This window comes from Paenibacillus sp. Soil724D2, from assembly GCF_001427935.1.
In the GTDB taxonomy this organism is placed as follows: Bacteria; Bacillota; Bacilli; order Paenibacillales; family NBRC-103111; genus Paenibacillus_E.
This window is the reverse complement of the sequence record NZ_LMRY01000005.1, coordinates 25,949-52,328: the sequence shown is the minus strand read 5'-3', so window position 1 is coordinate 52,328 and position 26,380 is coordinate 25,949. Positions and strand designations below refer to the sequence as shown.

Here is a 26,380-nt window from a genome sequence, read left to right as displayed (position 1 = left end):
ATCAAATTACGGAAGGTGACATAAATGACAGAAGTATTTTTAAGATATAATCCCTATAAAGTGGAAACAAAGATTTTATTTGATGGGGAAAACATCAGCCAAGACAGCAGGCTGGTCAAATTTTATAATGAACGGTTACAGGTTTGGTTGGACCAATTGATTGATATCTTAATTGGCGAGCTTAACGAAACGGAATTTAAAATTGTATTTCAGGGTACATTACCGGACTTCGACGATATAAGAGAAGCTTGTATGAAATATAATCAGAAACGACTTGCCGCTATCCAACTTGATCATATTCCGGCAGAAGGAAGACAAGATAAAATAAGTGAATTAACCGAGCTAGTGGGAGATATGCAGAGAGGTCCGTTTGATGAACTACGCAGCGAGGTCATAAGGAAAAATTTTGACAAAGCGCTTAGTACAGATTTTGAAATTGCTGTAATTGCGACGATGAGTTCAGGAAAATCAACATTAATCAACTCCTTATTGGGAAAAGAGTTTATGCCATCCAAGCAAGCTGCATGTACGGCGACCATTGCTAGTATTAAAAATGTGCCTGGACGGGAAGAGTTCATCGGACGCTGCTATGATAAGGATGGTAAAGAAAATGAGCCGCTGCAGCCTCTTGATAGTGAGCGGATGAAGCACTTCAATGATAATGAAGAAGTGTCCCATATCGAAATTGAAGGATCAATCCCTTACATATCATCGAAGAGAATGAATTTAATTCTTGTAGATACACCAGGACCTAACAATTCTAGAAACAGCGCACATAAGGATCATACGTATCGCGTTATCAAAAATGAAACTAAACCATTGGTTCTATATGTTTTGAATTCAACTCAGCTAAGTACCGATGACGATAATAACTTGTTAACTATTGTTGCCGAGCAAATGAAGAGCGGTGGAAAGCAGTCGAAGGACAGGTTTATTTTTGCAGTTAATAAAATTGATCTTTTCGATCCAGAGAGGGAAACCATTGAAGATACATTAAATGACGTTAAACAATATCTTCAAGATAAGGGAATTGAGAATCCTAATATATTTCCTGTTTCTGCTGAGAGTGCCAAAGTCATCCGGATGCATCAGAACGGTATAAATCTTACACGGAAACAGCAGCAAATTTTGAATTCACATGACTTTTTTATCGATGAGCCCCAAATGCACTTGGTTAAGTATGCTCCGTTAAGCAACACCAAGAAGCAAAAGTTGATAGATGACATTCATAGAGCCAAGAGAGAACAGGATACCTATAGTGAGGCACTGATACACTCCGGTATTCCGTCCATAGAAGAAGCTATCAATGAATACCTGGATAAGTATGCAGTGACATCGAAAATTACGGCGGCCGTTAGTTCGTTTAAAGATGTTGTTGAAGGGAAGCGTCTGGAGCAAAATCTTCAAACTGAAATGGCTACAAACGAGCAGTTGCGTAACAATATTAATCGACAAATGAACCGTATTCAAGAGGAAATAGCTAAAGGACAAAAGGCTGCTGTTTTTAAAGAAAGAATTAATCGCAAAAAATATGAGATTCATCCTGTGATTCGTCGTGTTGAAGGGAAAGTTGAAACAAAGATTGATAATTTTACAGCTCACTTTATTAATGAAGGTAGTATTGAAGAGAATAGAGCGAAACAAATTATAGATAGGCTGCTAGAAGATATTTCTTCTCTGCAGAGTGATATTAAAACCGATCTGGAATTAATCATTTTAGCTACCATGCAAAATGATGCCGAACAGCTGCTTGAGGAGTATAGGAGTTATGTAAAAGATTTAATTGAAGTTAGTGGAGACGCTATTCAAGCAGACGAGTTCCAAATTTTCGAAGCATATATCCCGCAGGTGGACTCACTGATGGAAGATCTCAAGTATTCCAAGTCTGTAGCTGACGGAGAAACATGGGTTAGCACTTCTTCTTGGTGGAATCCTTTCTCTTGGGGAGAAGGCTATTATAAAACCGTATACAAAACAAAAATATTTGTGGACGTAGATAAAATTGCCGAAGAGGTTCTGTACCCAGCAAAAAAAGAACTTCTTCAAAATGTTAAGGAAGCTGAAAAGTATCTGCACATAGAAGAGCAAAAATTAAAAACATTCTTTAATACAGAGATTGATCGGTTGGAAAAATTGCTGTTGTTAAAAGTTAAGGAAATTGAGGAGTTATCAAGTAACAATGAAGTGTTGGAGAAGAAGCTGAAAGAGGATCATGAAAAGAGATTATGGTTGCAAGACTTTGTTATACGTTTGGATCGAATTCTAGAAATCTAAGGGAGAGTTGTTCGGGATGACATTTCAGCCACAAACGTTTTTACGAGATGCGGTAAGTAAAGGCGACATGGAGCAAGTTAGGGTTGGTTTAAGTACCTATCTTTCCAAAAATCCAACGAATGAAGGGAATGAAGTGACGGATGCCGCAGAATATGCGGCAAGCCGGCTCTCTGAGCCCCTATGGCTTAAACATGATAATCAACATATGGAAAGTGAAAAGAGTAAATGGACGACAGATTATCTAGGACTGCTGAAAAGCGACTTGAGGAACAATTTTTCTAAAGAAAGATTCTTATTTATCATTGAAGTAGGAAAAGTGGTTAGACCCTATAGAGGACCTGCAAAAACTTCGCCTTCCCAAACACAAAAACTAGTTACACAACGACCAGTTTCAAAATCAAGAGACATAGTAGAGGGAAAGTTGAACAAAAAATGGCTAATAATAGCGGCATTGGGAGGACTACTGATCATACTGCTTCTATTATTCATTCTTCAGGACAAAAAATAGCTGAAGAGGCCCCTAAAAGGAAAGAAATCGATAACAATAACGAAATCCAAAAGCCAAAGGAAAATAGTAAAACCGCAGATACTCCGAGAGAAGCAATAAAATCTTACGAAAGTCAAACTCCGACTAGCTCGGTGATGTTTGCAGAAAGTAAGAGCATAGGAAACAAGTTCATTAAGAATACTGAAAAGTTAGATGAGTTTATCCGAAATGCTAATATTCCATTTATAAGTGAGTATAACGGACAAAAGAAAAAATCAAAGCGAAACTTAAAGTAGGAGGTGACGAAGTGAACAATATTTCTGATATGGTGGAGATAGACGGACGGAATTTTGAAGATCTGGAGGAGGCCTTCGAGGTTTCTATTGATTTTGTCCAGAAGAATTACTTAAGTGAGCTTGCTCATCGTAATGTTGTCGCTATTCCTAAACATATCAGTGATTTATCTACACGCAACAATATTCGGCTGCTTAAAGTGAACAGATTGGTGTTTGATAAGCAAGAGAGCAATTCCAATTTAGACAAGCTTTCCAGCATTTATAATACATTGGGTAATGTAAACGGTTCATTGATCATGATTATCGATTGCGATGGCAATCATACAAATTTATATTTAGGTACCCGTACCAATTCCAAAGAAAACGATGTTAATTCGGCTAAGGAAGCACTGAGAAAAAGCTTTGATGGGAATTTTCCGGGCAGCGAAATGACTAATTTAACCAATACCGAAATTGAGAAAGTTATTTCCCACTTGTTTAATTCGGACTTATCCCAAAATGAAAAGAGCATTTCTTCTGTCTCCGGAGTGCCCTCGCTTAAGAATCAGAACAATGCCGTCTTTGTCCAAGGATTGGAAAAGTTGGTTGATGCAATGAAAGGGGAAACCTTTTCGGCTGTATTTATTGCAGACTCTGTTTCCTACCGCACGATTGAGGAAATTAAACTGGGCTATGAAAATTTATATTCCCAATTAGTTCCTTTCTCCAGGTGCGATTTAAGCTTTAATTCTAGTGATAGCCTTGCTATTTCTGAAGGGATGAGCAAGGGCGTTACTGAAACTATTAATGAAAGCTTAACCAGAACTCAAAGCTATACGCAGGGGAGCTCGGAATCGGAAAGCCATACGAAAAACCAATCAACAACGAGAAATACAGGGGCAGCATTGGCTGCGTTGGGGGCTGCAGGAGGCTTCTTGTTAGGAGGACCTGTAGGAGCTGCAGCTGCAGGAGCATTGGCAGGGGCCGCAGGAGCTTTAATCGGAAGTTCAACAAAAGGGACATCGGATAGTAATTCCAAGACAACGAACCAATCCTCAACGGACGGCAAGTCGGAAATGCGCGGTAGATCGGATTCAGTCTCGTCACAGGATAATTTTTCGGAAACACAAACGATAGGCAATTCGAGAAACTTGCAAATCCAATTTGAGAACAAAACTGTGACCAACTTAATGCAGAAGATTGAAGAGCAATTAATCCGCCTTAAAAGTTCAGAAGACTATGGAATGTGGAATTGCGCCTGTTATTTTATCGCTCCAAGTGTCCAGACCTCTCGGGTTGCAGCCAGCACCTATAAAGCTATAATGCGGGGAGAGAACTCGGCTGTAGAGCATTCATTTATTAATACATGGGATAACAATAACAAGCCGAATTTATTAGAAATCGGTAAGTATTTGAAAAAATTAAGCCATCCATTAATCGAGATGGAGGCGAATGCAGGACTCAGCCTTCCCTTTGTATCTCCTGGGTCATTACTTAACGGTAAGGAGCTGGCTATACAATTTGGATTGCCGAAAAGGTCGATTAGCGGTCTTCCTGTTATCGAGACAGCAGAGTTTGGCAGGAATGTTATGACCTATGATGATAAGCAGGAGAAAGCATCAACACTTCATTTGGGAAATATTTTTCATATGGGAAAATCCGAGAGTACCAATGTTAATGTTGACCTCAATAGCTTAGCAATGCACACGTTTATAACTGGTTCAACGGGCTCAGGGAAATCCAACACAATTTATCAAATGTTAAATGAGCTTTTGAAGAAGAATATTCATTTTCTCGTTATCGAGCCTGCAAAAGGGGAATATAAGAATATTTTTGGCGGAAGAAAAGATGTGCGCGTCTTTGGCACCAATCCGAATTATACGGAGCTGCTGCGCATTAATCCTTTCCGATTTCCTTCTGAAGTACATGTATTAGAGCATATTGACCGAATTATTGAAATTTTCAATGCCTGCTGGTCGATGTACGCTGCAATGCCTGCCGTATTGAAAGAAGCGATTGAGAGGGCCTATATTTCTGCGGGGTGGGATATAGAAGAATCCTATCATTTCGGACAGGATGCCCGGTACCCTACTTTTCATGATTTATTGAACGTTCTTCCTGAGGTTATTAAGGAATCGGCGTATTCGGAAGAAGTAAAAAATAATTATATTGGTGCTTTAGTTACTAGAGTTAAGTCGCTTACCAATGGATTGTTTGGGAAAATATTTACGGATGATGAAATTGATAGCGAAATTCTTTTTGATAAAAACTGTATTGTCGATTTAAGCCGTGTCGGTTCCGTAGAAACAAAGGCGCTGCTCATGGGCGTACTATTTACTAGACTTCAAGAATACCGGATGTCACTTAAAGAAGGTTTAAACAGCGAGCTTAAACATATTACTGTTCTTGAAGAGGCTCATCACTTACTGCGCCGGACATCTTCCGATCAAAGTCAAGAAGGTACGAATGTGCAGGGAAAATCAGTTGAAATGATCTCTAATGCAATCGCAGAGATGAGGACATATGGGGAAGGTTTTATTATTGCTGACCAAGCGCCAAGTTTGTTGGACCGTTCCGTTATTAGAAACACCAATACAAAAATCATTTTGAGATTGCCCGATGAAGTAGACCGTATGGAAGTAGGAAAGACAGCCAACCTGAATGAGAATCAAATCAACGAACTACCAAAACTTCGGACCGGAGTAGCGGCAATTTATCAAAACAATTGGTTACAGCCGGTGCTTTGTGAGGTAAGTGCTTTTACGAATTATCAATCTTACATTCAACCTAATCCTGTTAGAGAATGGTACACTGCTGAAGATAAAGCGATGCTGAGTCAACTGTTTAAGTTGTTACTGCGCGGAAGAGTCTTGGAAAATAATCAAATTGATGTAAATGCGGAAGAGTCGGACTGCTTGAAAAAATGGCTAATGAGCATTTCCATTCATCATTCCTTAAAACAAAAACTCATTCTAGAGTTAAAGAATTATGATGCAAATTCTCAAATGGACTGGTGGGAGAAGGATAAGTTTGTAGAATTATCCGCTGTAGTTGCAGCCCTAATTCCGCAAAACGCGGCCTTAATTCGCTATGCCAAAGAAGCCAGAAGCATATCGGAATGGAGTCAACGTTTTATTGAGGGACTTAGGAAATATATAGATTTCTCTGCAAATGGCGACTATGAAAGGGCATTGATGCAATGTCTGTTACAAGACAAGGCGCAAGAAGATGCTGGGTTTAGAGATTTTTATTATGTATGGGTAGAAAATACAAGGAAGGGAGGACTCAAGATATGTTAGAAGTTCTTTCCACTTTAGCTGCAGGCAATTTGGACTTGTCCAAAGAAGGGGTAAATCGAGTATCTGTCGACGTGCCGAATTTCGCACGGGATATAAAACCTGAACATATTAGAAGTTTTGATGATGCCAACGAGCCTATTATTTTAAAAACAAGAAATGAAGATTTATCCGGCTCTGAGCATGCTGAGACTAATGTTCCTTTTAATGAAAAAGTCATACAAACAGATGAGGGAATATTTAGTGGCGTTTTCCCTGAGTTCCCTGTTACATATGAGATGAAGTTAGATGAATCATTGTATCAGGAGTCAGATGCCAAGCAATTCAAGACGGCAACAGAAGGGTTGAAGAATGAAATCAACACAAATCCAGATTTGCTTGCCAAGTTTTCTGACAGGCAAATTGAGCAGATTAACAACGGGAAAGTGCCGGAAGGTTATGTCTGGCATCATAACGAGCAGCCCGGTGTCATGCAGCTTGTAGACAGGTCAGTGCATGAAAATACGGCCCATACCGGCGGACGGTCAATATGGGGCGGCGGCTCAGACTATAGATGATTGGAGGGGAAGAGAAGTTGGGTCACACTAATGGAATACAATGGATTTTGGCAAAAGAAGAGCTGTCACGTGAAGATGTAGTACGTGTAGAGAAGCAATTAAATATTTCTTTCCCCAGAGACTACGTTGAGTGTGTGTTACATAATAATGGCGGGCAGCCTATACCTGATATTTTTGATTTTGAGGGTCACAAAGGTTCAGTTATGAATGCTTTGATTCATTTAAATTCAGAAGAGGATATGCATGTTATAGATGTTTATGAAAAGATAAAAGATCGTTTGCCGCAATCGATCTACCCTTTTGCTGATGACCCATTCGGTAATTATCTTTGTTTTGATTACCGTTACGGCAACTCACCCGTAATTGTGTATTGGGACCACGAAAAGTCACAGCAAGATAAAAATACCGCAATCAGTTTTGTGTGCGGTTCTTTCAGTGAGATGTTGGGGAAATTACATGACTAAGACTAAGTAATGAACGCTCGCTTAACAGGCGAGCGTTTTACTATTAAGAGAAGAGGAGCTTATTATGAGGTTGACCATGAAACAACTGCAGAAGTTAAATGCCTATATTGGATGTGGCCCACACATGGATGCCGATATTATTGTTATGGGGAATGAAGAAGGGACAGGTGGTTACCCGGAGGAAATTGAGGCTCACACTGCTGCTAGGTTTCGACTGTATGGTAAGGATGAGAAGACTGTAGATGCACTACTTAAAGCAATAGAGACAGATCCTCAAGTACTACATCACGATGAGCTTCATGGAGAAGAAGCATATACGTATTGTCTAAATGGGGATTGGGAAAACGGTTTTTGGGAAGAGAATGATAAGGACGGTGAGGGCAAAATCGAGAGATACATTATTGCTCGTGATGGAAAGCTGAAGAAGAAGGTTGAAGTTCCGCCATCCCCCTTTCTCAATTATATAGCCCGCATATGCTTGGCGCTAGATCATCGGAATGAAGACAAGCCACTACAGGATTGGTTTCAAAAAAAGAATGCAGATCTAGGTATAATTGACAAGTATATCAAGAATCATTTGTTTAAAAAATCCGTGGAGGGCGTAAAGACTGCACTGACTGACTGGCGCCCGCTGCCGCGGCCGAATCAGGATACTTGGTTTGAAGAATACGGTTTATTAGGGAAATCTGCTCGTCAATATATGGATGCCTATTTTTTTAACCCTAATGAGCGGGAGAAAGCAGCTTATATTTTAGCTGAGCGTAGAGCTGAGTTATTAAAGGATTTAATCGTAAATAGTAAAGCGCGTTTTCTGATTATGATAGGTGAAGTATTAGAGAGCAAGCTGGATCTCATCAAGCGTTTCTTTCCGGATCAAGACATTCAATTCACTAGATTAAAAACGAGAAACCATGCATACACAATCACTGTTAAGCTCCCTCATAAAACTTTTCATATTTACGCAATGCCGTTTTTTGGAAATGGAGCATTGTCATTAGAAGAACTTCATCGATTCGTCCGTGATATTCTGCTACCAGACTACACAAAGCAACCACGACCACAATTTGAAGAACTTATGCAAAAACCTACTATGGAAATGGAGTCTTTCTCCCATAAAATAAAGTTAAGTATAAATGGAGAAGTGTCTCCGGAAATCAAGTTGTTGAAAGAAGTGGCAGTACGCTTATCTTCTTTGGAACCGAATTTAAGACACGGTTCCTTTTATTCAGTAACTCGTGATGGATTCTCTTACGCTCATTTTTGGTTTGATGAGGAACATTGGGGTGATTTACATTGTGATGCTCATATACATGTCACACCAAATCTTGACGTAGAAATAAGATGGGGACTTTACCCCGCGAAAATACCAGAAATATTAGTTCATTCAAATTTAATCAACGCGGTTGACCCGATTGGCAATCATCTTCGAACGAGAGGGTTTAAACCCAGCCATACTTCAAAACGTAAACTATTTAATAAGAAAATAAATGGGTTACCTCAGGACGAACTGCTTGAGAGGCTCGTTGCTGAAACGCGCGAAATGATGAATATCGTTAGAGGTGTCTTGTCATCATTGTAGGGAATATCAAAAATATCATTAGTGCAGGAGTCGAACAATTTAGTAAAATCAAGGCTTCAGTCGGATCGACTCGCATACCGGAATTTTTACCGAAACCAACAAAAGTGCTTGTGAAATTTGTCTTGCCTGACAGCGGAATTCAGCTCAACCAATCAACATGGTTGAGTCTTTTTTTATCATAATATAAATATGTATGATTCTGCTTAACCGTAATGTATTCTCCATATTGTTATTCTTAGCAGGGTCAGATGCTACAGGATTAATCCTAAGTGTCTTTTAGTGTTGGCTATAGAAAATATCATGGTATAATTTTACTATAAAGTTAGGTGATAACTACTTCTAATCAAACTTAAACCACAATGCTAGGAGATAGGTTATGTCATTATTAAGTAAACTATTTGGTCAAAAACGCACAATTCAAAGCCCAACATTCGTAAAAGACTTCACAAAAGAGAATCATCAACTAATAGCTTTGAACGAACTTTTTAATAAGGTTGTCGAAGTAGATCAAAAAGACAATATTGAGAGGGATATAAAACTCCTTAAATACGGAATAGATGGTGAGAATAATGTCTATTTTGAATTGAAAAATTCATTCTTACCTGTACTTTGCCTTCATGATGTTAGGTTGGAATATGAAGACTACGTTGCTCAACTTGATTTTGTAGTGATTTCAAGCAAATTTACATGCATCCTTGAGACCAAGAAGTTAAGTGGTAATATATCGATTGACTCGGACGGTAACTTCGTAAGAACCTTGAAGAACAAAGTTGGAAAAGAGTACAAAGAGGGAATCTATAGTCCAGTCACTCAAAATAAGAGACACATTGATATACTTAAACATGTTCTTTCAAAAGAGCTGAAAATCAACAATATGCCTATCTTGTCACTTGTGGTTATGGCTAATCCAAAAACGATTATTAAGAAGTATAAATGTCCTGTGGAGATCGAAAGGACGCTAATTAAGTATGACCAAATTAAGGTGACACTAGAGAAGTACCAACATGATAAGGCAAATCAATATGATCTGGCAGAGAAGGATATGTATGATATCGCTAGCTTGCTTACCAAACTTAATACTCCATTAGACATGGATTTCGAAGCAAAATATCAACTCTCAAATGATAACTTACAAAGAAAAAGTGAAGAAACAGTTCGTGAAGAACTGACGGCATACAGGCTGCAAACATCAAGAGAGGAGCAAATCAAGGCGTATTATATTTTTAACAATGCTGAGATGGATGATATGATTGCGAAATATCCCAGATCTGAAAATGAATTATTAGAGGTAAAGGGTTTTGGGAAGGTAAAGGTTGAGAAGTATGGTAGTGCAATTTTGAACATTTTTAATGGGTAAAAAACTTGGTTTGAGTGTATAAGATGGATTGGATGCGTTCTAACCCAGGGGTGATGAAAAGTATTCATAAATCATAGACTTTTATGGATCTGAAAGACGGAGAAGAAGACTTATTTCGAGAGTAGTTAGTCAACGTCTAATTATTTTTAACTGTGATATAATGGTAATAAAGGTAAGGAGGGAGGGGCAATATGAACTTTGGTAAAATAGATCTTTTAAAAAGTGAATTAGATAAATTACGTCCTTTGCCAGCGGCTGCTGTAAGAAATTTGGAGCAAGTTTATCGAGTCGAGTGGACGTACAACTCTAATGCGATTGAAGGTAACACATTAACACTTTTAGAAACTAAATTGGTATTAGAAGAAGGATTAACAATCGGCGGTAAAAAGCTGCGTGAGCATTTTGAGGTTGTTAATCATTCAGAAGCGATTTATTACGTGCAAGATGTAGTAAACAGAAACATTGAATTAACTGAATATGTCATAAAATCAATTCATCATTTAGTACTTAAGAACATTGATGATGAGAATGCAGGGCGATATCGGATGATTAACGTTATGATATCAGGTTCGCAACATACCCCTCCACATTTTGCAGCGCTCTCTGAAAAAATGGAACAGTTGGTACAATGGTATGATGAACACAAAGATAAATTACATCCAGTTGAACTAGCCGCGGAATTTCATTTTCGATTTGTTTACATACATCCTTTTTCTGATGGTAATGGCCGTACAGCACGACTTTTAATGAATTTAGTTTTAATGAAATACGGGTTTCCGCCGGCTATTGTTAAAGCTGCAAATGAAGCTCGATTGAAATATTATGAGTCTTTGGAAATAGCCAGTATACGAAATGAATTAAAACCATTCATACAATTAATTTCCGAATGTGTTGAAGATAGTTTGCAAAAGTACATAGGTGCGGTAAAGTGACTTGTGTTATTTAATTTATATAAACATGATTAACAGCCGGAGAAGGAAATATAAATTCCTTCCCTGGCTGTTTTTAATTACATTTTTTCACGAGAGCTCCATTGTTAGATACATACAATAGAAATATGAATTTCAATGTATTACAATACATTGCTTACCCAATCAGTATTCTTCCACTCCAAAGAAACCAATTCGCCAAGGTGGAGCTCACTCTTCTAAAGCCCTTACATAATCCGACAGTGAATATAAATTGTTTATGATATAGTGATTTTGCCTTGAATTTATGTGTTACCTTTCAGATAAGAAAGGAGAATATTATATGTTTCACAAAGAAGTAGCTCCAAATCATCACCCTCTCAAAAAAATGGTTGTACTAACCGGAGCGGGGTGTTCTGTTGGTTGTGGCAAGACATTTACCGCATCAAGGTCATGTAATTAAATCATGGAAATTAACTCTCATTTGAAAGGGCGGTAAAGAAATAATGCCTAGAAAATATAATCAACGGGTTTATGGCAGAATGAAGAGGTTTTCCAACGGAGTTGTAGATTACCATAAAGACAATGATGGAATTTGCTATATGGTCAGGGATAACACTTACGTACAGTTTGGAGAAGGTTCCCAAGTGATTTGTAGTGTATTTATGACAAATCCTGGATCTTATGGATTTATTGAACATCCTCATTGGAGTGCATTTGAATCGGGGGGAGGTTTCAATGAACTAGGAGATACAATTACACACTGGGGTTTTCCAGACCCGACAATGATAAACCTTATTAAATCCCTTGAGACAGCATTCGGCGATGTTAATAATTTGAATGGAAAAGTTAAAATTTTTAATACATCTAATGCGGTGTGTCCCAATGGTGAAAAAGCTGAGTTGTATCATCAGGAGATAAAAACAATCATTAAAACACAAGATCAATCATTTATAGGATTTCTAGAAGATGAAAATGTATATTCAGATAAAATACTCCGAATTTTTGAAGAATCGCCTTTTGTCATCATGGGATTCTTGCAAGGGAAATTTTCTCGTCAAGTAGATGAAATTATGAGAAAATCGTCAGTCAATAATTATAAAGATAAAATTGTTATTTCTCTAGAGAATAATTGGCCGTCCCACCCGATTAACTGGATAAGGAAAAAGCATCTAGGAGAAGCAGCAACGAATCGGATTAAACAGATATTAAATCGGAATTCGTAGTTTTTGGGCTTAATTATTATAGTGAATTAGTTGAATTCCGGAAATCGTATTGATTCCGCATATTGACGATAGTGGGGGCTATTCGACAGCTAAAAGATGGGAAACGGATACCGAATAAAAGGAATTACAATCGAACGAAGACTGCTTTAAGGAGGGAATCAATTTGCTAACGCAATTGCTTAAGGAAGCAAGTTCGACTGTGATTTTTTCTGGTGCTGGTATGTCAACGGAAAGCGGACTTCAAGATTTCCGCTCAGCAGACAGAGGAATGTGGAATAATCGTAATCCCATTGAGTTGGCGGATATTGAGGCAATTAATTCGAATCGTTCTGAGTTTATTAGGTTTTATCAATGGCGTATCCAAGAAATGATGAACCATCAGCCCAATGAAGGTCATCATATTCTTTCGAAATGGGAAAGTAAAGGATTGATCAAAGGAATCATTACGCAGAATGTGGAGAATTATCATGAACAAGCCGGCAATAAAAGAATTGCAAAGCTTCACGGCGATCTCGGAACACTACGTTGTATGAGTTGCGATAAACATTTTGAATCTCAGATTTATCTTCCGCCGGTTGAAAGGAATTCTTGCAATTGTGGAGGATTTATTCGGCCGAATGTTGTCCTCTTTGGAGAGATGCTGCCACAAGCATCAATCGACTTTGCTGAGAATTTATTACTGAGCACTGACCTGTTTATTGTTTTAGGTTCTTCACTGCAGGTAAGTCCGGCCAATCAACTTCCCAAGCGAGCTAAACAATGCGGTACCAGACTTGTTATAGTCAATCATGATCCTACCCCACTTGATAAATATGCAGATTTGGTAATCAACTTATCAATAGGTGAAGTCTTAAGTAAGGCTGATCAAAAATTAGAGAAATCGTGATGAAAGGAATGATGGTGAAATAGATGAATCTATGGGTTAGTAGAATTTATTAATATTAAGTTATTACCTTTATCTGAGGAGGTCGTAGATTGGACATTTTTGGATACGGAGAAGATGCTTTAACGTTTTGGGCCATAAAAAACAGGATGTCAGATATCCTTTTTAAACTAAATGACTCTACACCAAGTGATGAATGCAAAGTTTTTTATCGCCCAAGTTTTGGTCGCAGTGGAGGAGAAGACCGGGCGGGATTTGGAGAATTCGATTCGATAATAATGTCTAGAGAGCGTATTTTTTTAATTGAAAGCAAATGGAAAATAACAAATCTAGAATTAAGACCTGAGCAATTAAATAGACATAAATTTCTCCGTCATTATATAGATGAGTGGTACAAGGATTTTTACACCGATTGGGATAGTTTCCTAAAGGTTGCTTCGGGGAATCTGTCTAACCGGGGAATAAAAAAGCCATTAGCACCTGCTGGTTCTATTCTAGCATCAAACTTAGAAACTTTATTGCGTTTTATTAGAAAACTATATAATAATTGCCCAGATATTGTTGACGTTTTGTTGTATTTTAGCTCAGCAAATGCAAAGGGAATACCCTTGATGACCAATACCGATTTTCAATTAGTACCCTTAGAATATACAAATGAATGTTTTGGTCACTATCTTGTACTTGAAGGAGGGGATTTAATCAACTAGGGGCCGGGCAAGTATCGAAGCATTAAAACTTAAAGCGGGATATGGCTAAGTGCAATCACCGTCTAAATAAAACTACTGTTATAAAGTGGTAATAATAAGATGGGGATTATGAATTTTGTTAAAATAGATCTTTTGAAAAAAGAGCTTGATGATCTCAGACCTTTGCCATCCGCGGCTGTTAAGAACTTAGATGAGGTTTATCGAGTTGAGTGGACTTTTAACTCAAAGAATTGAGGGTAATGTGTCACGTAACCTAAATAAATAAGTTTAGTAACCAGAGCAGGGATTTCAAATTCCTGCTCTGGTTGTTTTTATTGCGTTTCTTTCACGTTTCAAAGGATGTCTGTAAATGGTTTATAAGAACGATAGGTGATGGTTAAACCCATCAATCCTGTAGTTTCGATTACTTATTGCCTCGAACTCAATATTGAAGATACCGAGGAGGATTACATTCACTAGGGCAAAATGTTCACATTATACATGCACCCATTTGTCACCAATTAATATTGGTGACAAATGGGTGACGAAAGTCGCTTAAGCCCTTGCTATATCTACATTCTGCAGCCTTGGGTAAAAGAAATTATTGGGGAGAAGCGTTAATAATTGGTGTTGATATTCTTAGTATTTCACCAAAAATTAACATGAATTACCCTGTGAAGTATGTATTTTCGCGGTTTTTAACATCATGTATCTCTTTGGGTACATGTATAGTTTTGGTGTAAACCTACATGCACCCAAAATGATATTCATATCTCCTATACATGAACCCATGCATGTTTCTCTGGGAACATGTATCCAGTAATGTGCCATTTTTGGTGCTATTGGTGTAAATATTGGTGTAAATATGTTGTAAATCCGGGTGTAATTATTGATGTGAAAAAATTGGTGTAAAACTGGTGTAAAGTTGGTGTGAAATTGGTGAAAAACTCCCTCCTAAACTAACAAAACGAGCCTAAGCGAACATAATGCGAACATCAAAAACCCAGTAAAATCAAGGCTCCAGCCGACTATAACAGTCTCTATAAAACTCGCTTTTTGACTCGCATACGGTGCATGTGGAGTCGGTTGCGCTGCTTGTACGAAATGATGTAACCAACAAATAAACTTCTGATATAACAAATAAAGTCCTGCTAAAATCATAATAAAGCCGTGCTACAAAGGGTGAGTGCATGAGAAAGCCAGCAGAAATCACCCAATTCTTCACCCAACTAAAAGCCCAATAAAGGATAAAAACAACCGAGTAAGATCCAGGTCATATCCCTGAGATCGCTCGGTTTTTCTTTTGCCAGGATAAATACGAAGGGGATGGGATCAGTTCGCCGCGGCACCTGAAACCCTTGCTATTCCTGCATTTACCCGATCCAGAACCTCCCCAATCACTTCCTCAATCAATCCTCAATCGCTTTTACCCAAACCTTTTCCCGATCTTTTTGCAGGCTCTTCGGCGGATTGATCATGCCTTTCCTCCGGCAATGCCATGCGTTTTCTCCAGCATTTATCCGGCATTTCTATCAAGACATTATTACGAAACTGAATAGAGTTGTGATAGAAAAGTTGGGTGAAAAAATGGGGGAAATGACTGATTTGTAGCAAGAGTTTATTAAGGCATGCAACGGTGGAATGCGGGTTTGAGGGGGGTTTTTTAGCAAGGGTATATTAATTCTGAACAAGAGGAGCTTAGAGATTGGCGGGAGAAACGGCGAGTGGGTAAGGTGAAGGTGATGCTGGATCGGGAGCATTTGGATTTAGGGAGTTCGGTTTTGGGGATTGGGTTGGAGTAGATTTTAGATTAATAACAACACGCATTCTATATATGGTAAAATGGGAACATACGATGCCATATGGGAATAGGAGTTGTTTGGAAATGGATAATAAGACTGACATTTTAAATTATCAGACAGAAGATGGAAACACCAAAATAGATGTCAAGCTCGAGAACGGCACCGTATGGATGACCCAGAAAGCCATTGCGGAATTGTATCAAAAAGGTGTTAACACAATAAATGAGCAAATTAAGAACATCTACCAAGAGGGTGAATTGCATGAAGAAGCAACTATTCGGAAAAACCGAATAGTTCAAAGTGAAGGACAACGGGAAGTGGAGCGAGAGGTTTCAGATGAAGTACGAACTAAAGAAGACTTAATGGAACAGTTATCAAACATGAACATAGAGAATTCTGTGCGCCAGGTCTTTATTCCTGGAAAAGGGAAATTCACAATTGTTCTTCAAGAGGAAGATCCTAATTCCATTGCCACGGATGTTGAATTAAATCCTTACCTAAAACAAATGATGAATGAGAGTATGGAAGCTTATAAAGTAGGGCGAACAAAGTCCACTTCTGAATTACTAAAATCCTTATCTCCAAAGCATTTTAGTAAATGAATTCCAATCAGGTAATTTGGCCTGAACCTATTGTCGAGAAACTGCGTTCTTTTCGCAGCCAGCATTTTACACCGGAAGAAACGTACGATTTTATTGTACATAACAGCAATCCCAAAGGTGGGGTTATCGATGAGAGTGAATCGTGAAGAGTTGAAACGTTTAATCGAGTATATTCCTGAACAAGATGCGATTGAAGTACTAGACTTTAATTGCTACTTGAATATGAAGCGAGAACTTGAAGATGCACAGAAATTGGATATCGAGGCACTATCTGAATATGTGGATTTAATGCGTCGGGTTCAAAAAAGCCGCGAAGATCGAAACTCTGGACGAGTTTATGGTCAGCAAGCAGGGCTCGACTATCTACGTGAAAAGGTAAAGGAACTTGAGCGTGGAGAAAGTTTATAATGTAAATTGGTCACAAACAGCTCTTAATGAACTAGCTGGTATATACTGGCTTATCCACCTGGATTTAAGGAAAGAATTTATCTGGAGTCTTTTAAACGACTCTCTTTTATGCCAACCCTTACCGCCAAACGAATACGTTTTGGTAATTTGGAAGAAGTAAATGGCAAAATTTCAACTAGCAACCTTCCCCAATCATGCGGTGGAGGTTTTTTATTTTGCGAATTGCTGGAAGTAAAAGGTCTCATGAGCTTAGAGATTGGCGGGAGAAGCGGCGTGTTGGTAAGGTGAAGGTGACGTTGGATCGGGAGCATAAGGAGATATGTGATTTGAAATGGTCTGAAATTTGTAGTCATTACCCCAGTCGATTTGTTTTAGTTGAAGCAACTAAAGCCGTATCAAAAAATCGCTTGCGCACGATTGAAGAAATGACAGTTGTAGAAGAATATGATAATCCAATGAATGCTTGGGAAGGTTATAAGCTTCACCATAAGGAAATTCCTGAGCGTGAATTTTATGTTTTTCATACCAGTAAAGAAGAAATTGAAGTTATTGAGGAATATTTCACAGGAATACGAAAATGGGTATGACAAGGGATCCATATGGCTTTGATGGAATATTAGGTATAGATTTTATGACTTTAGTTGGTATGAAAGTTGACTTCAAAAAAATGAGTTTTGAATTTGATTAGACCCTGTCTTTAGGATAGGGTTGTTTCGTTTGAATAATGGGCTAAAAGATGCTATTTTGTGATTACGATTATGTAGCAATTTAAATCCATTCAGAAAAGAGAGCCAAGGACGATGATCAAAATAATCAGGTCGAAAGTAGAAGCCGAGCTTCAGGCCTTCGTCGGGACTGACGCTTATATCCACAGCGAAGCGACTTCATTTGTCTTCGTTCGCAATTTCAAGGTTAAGGTTACCCATGTCTTTATAGCGGGGGAAGGCCCTTTTCGTGCCGCTCTACGATTCGATGGGCATGGCTGGCTGCGAATGGAGGCGCTCACGCATTATGAGGTAGATGGGAAGGGTCGTCTTTTGCTGGCTGGCTATGATGATAGAGGTCGGATGAATGTTGCTCTGCACTTGGGAAAGGAGCCGTTTCCAGAATGAACAATATCGATAAAGCCAAAAAGCTGCTCGCGGTGTTTGCCCATCCTGATGACGAGTCGTTTATTTGTGGAGGTACTCTTGCCAAATATGCCAGTGAGGGGGTGGACATTACGCTGGTGAGCGCCACGCGGGGTGAAATGGGACGACGCATGGGTAATCCACCCTATCTCAACCGGGAATCTATGGCGGCTGCGCGCGAAATGGAACTGCGGCAAGCCTGCGAAAGCCTGGGCATCCGGCAGCTCCTATTTTTGGATATCCGCGATAAAACTGTTGAGTTTGCCGATGAGGATAGCCTTACTGCACGGATTGCGGCTCTCATTAACGAAGTGGATCCCGATGTCGTGCTTACGTTTCACGAAACGCTGGGTGGACATCCAGATCATTGCGCAATTGGAAAAGCGACGACAGCCGCTTTTGGGCGAATAGGGCATAAGGGCGCTTTATATTTCATTTCGTTCGGAGACGCGATGGAGCGTCCGGAGCGGTACGGGTATTCCCGTAAGGATGTCATCAAAGTCGACGTACATGTTCATCTGGAAGCGAAGCTCGCCGCGTTTCGGGCCCACCGCTGCCAGACCGAAATCGACGAATGGGTATGGCTGCCCGACCAAGAGGCGCTGACGAGATTCGGCAGATATGAATACTTTTTGAAGGCGGATAGGGAGGCTCCGGCGCGGGTTCTCGATGATTTGTTTTAGCGTTTCGTTTCCCTCGGATTACAAAGGTGTCTCGGCTAAAGCGGTTTTAGCCAGGGTATGAAGCACTGTACTATCCATTGGCGGATTATGCAGGCCTGCACGAACATCCCGGTAATACCGTTCCAAAGGCCGATTACGGGATAAACTCGCGGCACCGACAATTCTCATCGCCAAGTCCACGATTTTGATGGCGTTGTTGGTGGCAACATACTTGGCCAAGCCGAGCTCTGGTTTCAACGCGGTTCGGTCTTCCTTCTCCCGATCCCAGCGATCCGCCGCCGCGTAAAGGAGCGAGCGTGCGGTTCGTAATTCGATTTCCATCTCTCCGATCGACTGCTGGACGGAAGGGAGTGCGGCGATCGGTTCGTTCATATGGTTGGGTCGATAGGAGCGGGCAAATTCAAGGGCGTAATCACGGGCCGCCAAGGCAATGCCCATGTAACAGGCCGGAATATGCAGAAGCCAGCCGCCCCCGTCATCCATGCCATTACCGGAGAGCCTCATGTCTTTGTCCACAAAAACGCCATCCAGCACCACATCGTGGCTTCCGGTCGCGCGCATCCCGAGTGTATCCCAGGTTTCCACCAAGGTCACCCGGTCCGTCCAGTGAATCAGGAAGTCGGCGGTACAGTCTTCATCCGGGATATACGCCGATACCACAAAACGATCGAGGATCGGTGAAAGCGTACTAAACGTTTTGCGTCCCGTAATCCGCCATCCGCCGTCCGTAGGGACCGCTGTCGTTTCGGGCTTTCCGCCCCGGCTGGGACTGCCGGATGCTGCTTCGCTAGCAAAGGTGTTGATCATCGTCCCGTCGCTCACGACGGAACGGCACAAATCGGCAAATATAGCTTCCGGCCATTTCCGGGTTGTCCCGAGATGAAGGATCTGACCGACATGCCAGCCAACGGCCAATGCGGTCGATCCGTCTCCGTAAGCTAGCCTCTCCTGCAGCAAGACGAGGGCATAAAGCGAGAGTTCATTCCCGCCGAATTCTTGAGGGACGGTTATCTTTAAGTACCCGGCCTCGCGCAGGTCTGCGAAATTCTCAAATGGAAATGATCCCTCTTGGTCGTGCCGCGTGGCCCTCTCTGCAAAATGGGCAGCCAGCTCCTCTGCTTTTCTGGCCCAAGCCCGCTCTTCCTCGTTGCGAATATATTGATCAATGACTCGATTCATCAATAACACACTCCTTTTCTTACTTATTATATCAGCTGTCGTATAGCGAGTTATAACAGTCTCTATCAAACAGAGGGGGTTTTATTGTGAAGAAACTTTAATTTATTTCGAGTAGAATGTTTAAGGTTCGTATGGAAAAATGAACAGGGGTTCGACTCCATGCTTTTGTTACATTACGAGCTCTTCAAAGTAATCCTTATCGACCCAATCCCTTTTTCAAACGTGAAGAACCCACTGTTCAGGCGAGACAAAGTGTTACACAGCGATTATTGCGACAAAAAAGTCACAGTCTCGGAAAAAGTCCGACAGAATTCGACCGAAATGACAGAAATCTTAAGTTTTTCACTTTCTTCCACTTTGCATGAAAGCCAGAATCTGATAGGATATAAAGAAAGACGATAGTTTTAGTAAGAATTAAAAGGAGGCACCTTTTCCATGGAAAAAATGATGCTTGATTCTATAGATGAAATGACGCATCTGGATCAACTTGAGGCTGAAGCGATTTATATTATTCGAGAAGTAGCGGCGGAATGTGAAAATCCCGTGATGCTGTATTCAATCGGTAAGGATAGTTCCGTGATGCTGCATCTGGCGCTGAAAGCTTTTTATCCGGAGAAGCCGCCATTTTCTTTTATGCATATTGATACAACGTGGAAGTTCAAAGAAATGATTGAATTCCGTGATCGTAAAGCCAAAGAATTCGGAATTAACATGATTGTTCACTCTAATCAGGAAGGGATTGATCAAGGGATCAACCCGTTCGATCATGGTTCCGCGTATACGGATATTATGAAAACCCAAGCTCTGAAAGAAGGATTGGACAAATACGGATTTACGGCTGCGTTCGGCGGCGGAAGACGTGACGAGGAGAAGTCGCGTGCGAAGGAGCGGATTTTCTCTTTCCGGAATAAGAATCATGCCTGGGATCCGAAAAACCAACGGCCGGAAATGTGGAAACTTTTCAACACAAGAATCAATAAGGGCGAAAGTATCCGCGTTTTCCCAATATCCAACTGGACGGAAAAAGATATCTGGCAATACATTCGCAGAGAAAACATTGATATTGTGCCTCTCTATTTTGCCAAAGAAAGACCTGTACTCGAACGCGATGGACATCTCATCATGGTGGACGATGATCGCTTGAAGCTCGAGCCTCATGAGAAAATTGAAATGAAGAAGATGCGTTTCCGTACATTAGGATGCTATCCGCTTACAGGGGGAGCTGAGTCGGAGGCGGATACGATAGATGCCATTATTGAAGAAACGCTTGGTGCGGTCTCATCCGAACGGACAACGCGGGTAATTGACCAAGAAGCGGCGGGAAGCATGGAAAGACGTAAACGGGAGGGTTATTTCTAAAATGAAAAGTCTGCTTAAATTTATTACTTGCGGAAGTGTAGACGACGGAAAATCCACCTTAATTGGACATATGCTTTATGAGGCCAAGCTTTTATTCGCCGACCAGGAAAGAGCGTTAGAGCTGGATAGCAGACTTGGCAGCCGCGGCGGCAAAATTGACTATTCCTTGCTTCTAGATGGGTTACTGGCGGAGCGTGAACAAGGGATTACGATTGATGTGGCTTATCGGTATTTTACGACGGACCACCGTTCGTTCATCGTAGCGGACACTCCTGGACACGAAGAATATACCCGTAACATGGCCGTAGGCGCATCTTTTGCGGATCTGGCTATCATTCTTGTGGACGCAAAGAAAGGGGTTATTACCCAAACGAAGCGCCACACTCGCATTTGTGCACTTATGGGCATTAAACATCTTGTTTTAGCCGTGAACAAAATGGATTTAGTGGGTTTTGATTCTAAGATATTTAATGCGATCAAACAAGAATTCTTGCAATTGACTGCTGAGTTTCACTTTGAAAGCATTCAGGTGATCCCTGTTTCTGCCACAGAAGGGGATAACATTACGAAGAAATCGCCAAATACCCCTTGGTACGAAGGCCTTGCCTTGCTGCCATATTTGGAAAATGTGGACGTTCATCAGAGCGACAGCACGAAACCATTTATGATGCCGATTCAGCGTGTATGCCGTCCGGATCATACATTCCGTGGTTTCCAAGGCCAAATTGAGGCTGGGCGTATCGCGGTTGGCGATGAGCTGACAACGTTGCCTAGTCATGAGAAGGCGAAAGTCAAACGGATTCTCGTGGGAGACCAAGATCGCGATTATGCCTATGCTGGACAGCCCGTAACCATTCAATTGGATCGGGAAGTCGACGTTTCGCGGGGCTGTGTATTCACAAAGGATAGTCAAATCCAAGAGGCGAATAGCTTCTCAGCTACGATTCTTTGGATGGATGATTCTGTGCTGACACCAGGCAAAAACTATCTGGTCAAAGTAGGAACGAAGGTTCTGCCAGGTACCGTAACGGCCATTACGCATAAAATCGAAATTAATACTGGAAAAACAGTTCCAACGGATCATATCGTCAAAAATGAATTGGCAACATGTGAGTTTTCCTTATCTGACAATATCGTAATTGATTCTTTTGAACAAAATAAAAGCATTGGCGGATTTATTCTGATCGATCGTGTCACGAATATGACATCTGCTTGCGGAGTGATTGAGCAAATCCGTCAAGGCTCCGACAATTCTGTACAGCTAGATACGGAAATCACCAGAGATGTTCGTGCTCAGCAAAAAGGTCAGAATCCGTTGACCCTTTGGTTCACTGGTTCGCTTTCAGATCAATTGGTCCTTGCGAAAGAAGTCGAAAAACGTTTGGTATCGACAGGCCACCATACTATGTTACTCAAGAATGGCCACGGAGAATCGTTGCAGCGATTAGCAGAAGTTGCTAAATTGATGAACGATGCTGGACTTATTGCATTGGTATCGAATGATTCCCCGAACGTTAACGACCGAGAAACAGCGCGAGACATTATTGGGCAAGAATATATTGAAGTTTATGTAAACGGACCGCTTTCAGGCAGCTCGAGCACTCATGATACACCTGAGAACTCGGTAATCGAAATCGATATAAGCAAGTATTCGATCCAAGAAGCTGCAAATTATGTAGTGAAACGAATTATTAAATATTTAATCAATGAGAGTAGTCGTGGACAATTCCTTAATTTCTAATGCTTAAACGAATCGACGCGACGAAAGTCTTTGGAAAATAGTATCCCTACATCACCGTGAATAGTGATGTAGGGACTTTTTTTTGTGTCCGCGGCATGGGGCACCTTTGGTACTGTTATTCACATAACTTCGAAATTCCACATATAAAAATAGGTGAATCACGCTTATAGATCTTTCATAATGGGGAGAAGTCCATGATTTTAATCGAAGGTACCAGCAAAATAGCCTTTGAAGAAGGTATGCTGTCTGAGTTAGAACTAACCATTTACCAAAAGAAGCAGAACAGCCCTATTGAGTATCGGTATGATTCCGTATATACCCTGTTGTTTGAACTGTACATGCGAACGCAGATTATGGAGTCCGCGAAAGAGCTGAGTAAAGCTGGTGTCTATTTTGCAGATTTCAAAAAAACGCTATGTAACCCGATGTATTGGCACTTAACTAATCAAGGGAGGTTCCAGCTGAATAGCGGTTGTGTTCCACAAGATGCGATACGGGATATATTTACAAATGGGAGCTCCTACGCATTCGAATGCTCAATGGCTGTCGTCGTCGTCTTGTACAAAGCCCTATTAGAATCCATAGATCCTAGACAATTCGATATATTGTTTGCGGACCTTTTATTATTTGATTGGCATTCCAACAGCAAATTGCACCTAATCGACCGGACATCTAATGAGGAAGCTGTGATTGGTGATGTGCTCTATTTTGAGAACCCCGACTTTGTACCTTCGGTACCCTGGTGGAAAGGAGAAAACGTCGTCCTGCTGGAAAATGACATTTTTTATGGACATGGACATGGCCTCGGAATTACTTCTGGGGAACAAGTCATTAAAGTCCTGAATGAAAACAGAATGATTGGCAGTACAAAGTCAGCATTTCTGGCAGATCGGTATGTTCATCCGGATTTCTCCTACTTCGCAGAATTTCAGCATCGTTTACGGGAGAGACCCATTATTGCGAAAGTAGGAGGTTGGATTTATATTCGAAAAAGCTAGATTTTTAACGAAATATGGTAAATGAGCCCAATTTATATAGACAATGCCCTATTTGCGAAACCTTGCATATGATGACGTATGCCTACTTCAGAAAGGGGAAAGAAAATGACAAATCTCAATTTATCAACCGAGGATAACCTCCCTATGTATCAAGGTGCAACAAGGATGGAGACCTACCATCCTGCTCCACAAGCTCCGATATTGACGGAGACCTACCATCCAGTTCAACAAGCTCCGACATTGACGGGAGATAACCTCCCTATCTATCAGCAGCCTTCAGCAGCACCGGGAGCGCATTATCCAATGCATCCACATCACGAACATGCTCACTATTCACAGCCTCACCATACTTACCATCCGCATCATCATTCCGCCTATCACCCACATCACCATCTTGCCTATCATCCCATGCATCATCTTGCTTACCATCCGATGCATCACCACGTTGCCTACTACCCACATCATCATTACATGCATCATCATCCCATGCATCATCTTCAACACCATACTCAGCATCCTCATCATACACAACATCACCACCATACCGGGCAAACCCATCATCATCATCAACACCAACCGCATCATATGCCTTCACAATCACACTAATGCGGTCACCGACCACCCACTATAAGCAGCCTACTAACTTGTTCATTGACCCGCATACGAGGTGCATATAAATAAATATTAAAACAAAAACCTAAAAGCTGTTGCTTCTAGGTTTTCTTGCGTTCACTCGAACATATACATGATTAGCTATAGTTAACACTATTAACCAACATAGGGGATGTGATGTAGAAGTATGTTATACTTCCGTTAGCAACATTGTGAAAAGGAGATTTATAATGCCTACGATTACGAAAAGACCATTCGACCAAGAGTTCCAAACGATATTAAGTGAATTGCAATACAGCTATCATGCAGGGGAATTGAGTAAGAAGGAAAGCTCGGAATTGCCTAATGATGTATATCTCATTGAAGTTGAAAATACGATGGTGGGGTATGCCGTGGTTTGGGAATACACGAGTGCGAAACAGCTAATTCAGAAAGCGGAGAAAGATTATTTTAACGATGATGAAAAATACTTAGAACAAGACTTCTATATTGATATCAAGAACAAAACAGATTATGTATTTATAGAAGCATTGGATGTACTGAAAGAGTTTGAACGGAGGGGCTATGCAGCTTTCTTCATGGATTGGCTTAAACTGAAATACCCTAATAAGAAAATGTATGTTTATTCATTAGAAAAATCACGTAATTTTTGGTATAAGCAGGGCTTTGAGGTTGTGGGTCATACAGTATGGATGTCGTATAATTAATTGCTTTTGTTCAAGGATTGAAGAGGGGAATCATTGAGGTAATAAAGGATCACCTCTCTATAAACGGAGGTGATCCTACTTATTTAACGGTAGCGATTTTACTTATTGACTAGAAAAGCCGCAACTTCTGCTAATCGCGAAGCGTAACCCCATTCATTATCGTACCAAGTTGCAACGGATAGGATTTCACCCTGCAGTTGGGTTAATGGAAGGTCAATAATGGAGGAGTGGGGGTCGCCTACGATACGAGATGATGCCCATTCACCTTCCAGAACATCAAGAACTCCCTTTAGTTGACCATCTTTAGCAGCACTGCGGAAAATATCATTTACCTGCTGAACCGTGCATGGCTTTTCCGTTACAAGGTTTAATTCAGCAATACTTCCGGTGCGCGTTGGAATCCGGTAGGCCTTTCCGGTAATTTGCAAATCGTTCCAGATAAATTTAAGGGCTCTTGCAGCTCCTGATGAAGAAGGAATGATATTCTCAGCTGCAGCCCACGAATCCCGGCGATCCTTCATAGGCTGATCCGTTAGCGACTGGGTGTTCGTGTAAGAATGGACGGTGGAGAAGAGACCATACTTAATCCCGAAGTTTTCTTTGACTATTTTGACCACTGGAGCCAATGCGTTGGTCGTACAACTCGCCATACTAATAATTTTATGCTTATCTGGATCAAAACTATCCAAATTTATCCCTTTCAGCAATACAGCATCACAATCTTCAAGGCTCTTGCTAGGCCCACTAACTAATACTCTATTTGCCCCGCGATCCAAATGGACCTGAGCAACAGCACGTGTGACAGCTCGGCCAGTACAGTCAATTACCAGATCTACATCTAATTCTTTCCAATTAGGGACTTCCTTCGATGAATCGATAAACTGAATTTCGCGTCCACCGATTACCATACTACCTTCTTGTGCCGATACGGCTTCGTGCCAGCGCTTATAGTTGGTATCAACTTCGAACAGAGCGGCAAGTGTTGCTGCGTCTTTAATATCAGAGATGGACGCGGGAACAAATAGTTGATCCTGTAAAGCTACTCTTAATAATTGTCTGCCAATACGCCCAAATCCAAATATTCCTATTTTGCCCATGGTATAACCTCCATTGAATGATAAATATGAATTCCTTACGAGTACGCCTCAATTTTAGCACATTTTGGTT

Annotated in this window: 24 protein-coding genes; 21 read left to right on the top strand and 3 right to left on the bottom strand. The window is 40.7% G+C overall.

Annotated features, from left to right (window positions below; all coding sequences use genetic code 11):
* Positions 1-24 precede the first annotated feature (24 nt).
* The 17 genes from ASG85_RS06985 (at position 25) to ASG85_RS06910 (ending at position 18,617) form a co-directional block, all read left to right on the top strand.
* Positions 25-2,274, top strand: a complete 2,250-nt coding sequence (locus ASG85_RS06985; protein WP_060645751.1) for a dynamin family protein — start codon at positions 25-27, stop codon at positions 2,272-2,274.
* A 16-nt stretch (positions 2,275-2,290) separates the two neighbouring features.
* Positions 2,291-2,782: a hypothetical protein gene (locus tag ASG85_RS06980; RefSeq protein ID WP_060645750.1), complete on the top strand. Its 492-nt coding sequence runs from the start codon at positions 2,291-2,293 to the stop codon at positions 2,780-2,782.
* A 286-nt stretch (positions 2,783-3,068) separates the two neighbouring features.
* Positions 3,069-6,335 (top strand): ATP-binding protein, encoded by a 3,267-nt coding sequence (locus ASG85_RS06975; RefSeq protein WP_235550079.1) that lies wholly within the window; start codon positions 3,069-3,071, stop codon positions 6,333-6,335.
* Complete coding sequence (locus ASG85_RS06970; RefSeq protein WP_060645749.1) at positions 6,329-6,889, top strand: HNH endonuclease; 561 nt, start codon at positions 6,329-6,331, stop codon at positions 6,887-6,889. Before ASG85_RS06975 ends, ASG85_RS06970 begins: the two co-directional genes overlap by 7 nt.
* Before the next feature lie 17 nt (positions 6,890-6,906).
* The gene (locus tag ASG85_RS06965) at positions 6,907-7,353 is read left to right on the top strand and encodes an SMI1/KNR4 family protein (protein WP_162257242.1); all 447 of its coding nucleotides are present in this window, start codon (positions 6,907-6,909) and stop codon (positions 7,351-7,353) included.
* A gap of 76 nt (positions 7,354-7,429) precedes the next feature.
* On the top strand, positions 7,430-8,932 hold the full coding sequence (locus tag ASG85_RS06960) for a hypothetical protein (RefSeq protein ID WP_156396466.1): 1,503 nt from the start codon (positions 7,430-7,432) through the stop codon (positions 8,930-8,932).
* Positions 8,933-9,308: 376 nt separating this feature from the next.
* Positions 9,309-10,289 carry an NERD domain-containing protein gene (locus tag ASG85_RS06955; RefSeq protein ID WP_060645746.1) on the top strand — a complete coding sequence of 327 codons (981 nt, stop codon included), beginning with the start codon at positions 9,309-9,311 and terminating at the stop codon, positions 10,287-10,289.
* Positions 10,290-10,480: 191 nt separating this feature from the next.
* Positions 10,481-11,221: a Fic family protein gene (locus ASG85_RS06950; protein WP_060645745.1), complete on the top strand. Its 741-nt coding sequence runs from the start codon at positions 10,481-10,483 to the stop codon at positions 11,219-11,221.
* A gap of 482 nt (positions 11,222-11,703) precedes the next feature.
* A complete protein-coding gene (locus tag ASG85_RS06945; protein ID WP_060645744.1) occupies positions 11,704-12,423 on the top strand; it encodes a hypothetical protein in 720 nt (239 codons plus the stop codon).
* Positions 12,424-12,586: 163 nt separating this feature from the next.
* On the top strand, positions 12,587-13,309 hold the full coding sequence (locus ASG85_RS06940; protein ID WP_060645743.1) for an NAD-dependent deacylase: 723 nt from the start codon (positions 12,587-12,589) through the stop codon (positions 13,307-13,309).
* 89 nt (positions 13,310-13,398) lie between these two features.
* On the top strand, positions 13,399-14,013 hold the full coding sequence (locus ASG85_RS06935; RefSeq protein WP_060645742.1) for a hypothetical protein: 615 nt from the start codon (positions 13,399-13,401) through the stop codon (positions 14,011-14,013).
* Between the two features lie 1,864 nt (positions 14,014-15,877).
* The gene (locus ASG85_RS39005) at positions 15,878-16,396 is read left to right on the top strand and encodes a hypothetical protein (RefSeq protein WP_235550078.1); all 519 of its coding nucleotides are present in this window, start codon (positions 15,878-15,880) and stop codon (positions 16,394-16,396) included.
* Positions 16,393-16,542, top strand: a complete 150-nt coding sequence (locus ASG85_RS37665; protein WP_156396464.1) for a hypothetical protein — start codon at positions 16,393-16,395, stop codon at positions 16,540-16,542. Before ASG85_RS39005 ends, ASG85_RS37665 begins: the two co-directional genes overlap by 4 nt.
* Positions 16,526-16,804 carry a hypothetical protein gene (locus ASG85_RS06925; protein WP_060645741.1) on the top strand — a complete coding sequence of 93 codons (279 nt, stop codon included), beginning with the start codon at positions 16,526-16,528 and terminating at the stop codon, positions 16,802-16,804. The genes ASG85_RS37665 and ASG85_RS06925 overlap by 17 nt, the downstream gene beginning before the upstream one ends.
* A 215-nt stretch (positions 16,805-17,019) precedes the next feature.
* Positions 17,020-17,391 carry a hypothetical protein gene (locus ASG85_RS06920; RefSeq protein WP_321166566.1) on the top strand — a complete coding sequence of 124 codons (372 nt, stop codon included), beginning with the start codon at positions 17,020-17,022 and terminating at the stop codon, positions 17,389-17,391.
* 213 nt (positions 17,392-17,604) lie between these two features.
* A complete protein-coding gene (locus ASG85_RS06915) occupies positions 17,605-17,916 on the top strand; it encodes a DUF1806 family protein (RefSeq protein ID WP_060645740.1) in 312 nt (103 codons plus the stop codon).
* Positions 17,913-18,617, top strand: a complete 705-nt coding sequence (locus ASG85_RS06910) for a PIG-L family deacetylase (RefSeq protein WP_060645739.1) — start codon at positions 17,913-17,915, stop codon at positions 18,615-18,617. Before ASG85_RS06915 ends, ASG85_RS06910 begins: the two co-directional genes overlap by 4 nt.
* Positions 18,618-18,635: 18 nt before the next feature.
* Here ASG85_RS06910 and ASG85_RS06905 read toward each other — a convergent pair whose 3' ends face one another.
* Positions 18,636-19,796 carry an acyl-CoA dehydrogenase family protein gene (locus ASG85_RS06905; RefSeq protein WP_060645738.1) on the bottom strand — a complete coding sequence of 387 codons (1,161 nt, stop codon included), beginning with the start codon at positions 19,794-19,796 and terminating at the stop codon, positions 18,636-18,638.
* 447 nt (positions 19,797-20,243) lie between these two features.
* Here ASG85_RS06905 and cysD point away from each other — a divergent pair, with 447 nt between their 5' ends.
* The 3 genes from cysD (at position 20,244) to ASG85_RS06885 (ending at position 23,894) form a co-directional block, all read left to right on the top strand.
* On the top strand, positions 20,244-21,155 hold the full coding sequence (gene cysD, locus ASG85_RS06895) for a sulfate adenylyltransferase subunit CysD (protein WP_082562046.1): 912 nt from the start codon (positions 20,244-20,246) through the stop codon (positions 21,153-21,155).
* 1 nt (position 21,156) lies between these two features.
* Positions 21,157-22,896, top strand: a complete 1,740-nt coding sequence (locus tag ASG85_RS06890) for a GTP-binding protein (RefSeq protein ID WP_063860191.1) — start codon at positions 21,157-21,159, stop codon at positions 22,894-22,896.
* Between the two features lie 194 nt (positions 22,897-23,090).
* Entirely contained in the window at positions 23,091-23,894 is an 804-nt protein-coding gene (locus tag ASG85_RS06885) for a hypothetical protein (RefSeq protein ID WP_060645736.1), read from the top strand.
* 259 nt (positions 23,895-24,153) lie between these two features.
* On the opposite strand, the gene ASG85_RS06880 is transcribed toward ASG85_RS06885, so the two are convergent.
* Positions 24,154-24,516, bottom strand: coding sequence for a hypothetical protein (locus ASG85_RS06880; RefSeq protein ID WP_156396460.1), 363 nt, complete (start codon positions 24,514-24,516; stop codon positions 24,154-24,156).
* 220 nt (positions 24,517-24,736) lie between these two features.
* Between ASG85_RS06880 and ASG85_RS06875 the strand changes: the two genes are divergently transcribed.
* Positions 24,737-25,213: a GNAT family N-acetyltransferase gene (locus ASG85_RS06875; RefSeq protein ID WP_060645734.1), complete on the top strand. Its 477-nt coding sequence runs from the start codon at positions 24,737-24,739 to the stop codon at positions 25,211-25,213.
* A gap of 98 nt (positions 25,214-25,311) precedes the next feature.
* Here the strand turns inward: ASG85_RS06875 and ASG85_RS06870 are convergent, their stop codons facing one another.
* Positions 25,312-26,310: a type I glyceraldehyde-3-phosphate dehydrogenase gene (locus ASG85_RS06870; protein WP_060645733.1), complete on the bottom strand. Its 999-nt coding sequence runs from the start codon at positions 26,308-26,310 to the stop codon at positions 25,312-25,314.
* Positions 26,311-26,380 lie beyond the last annotated feature (70 nt).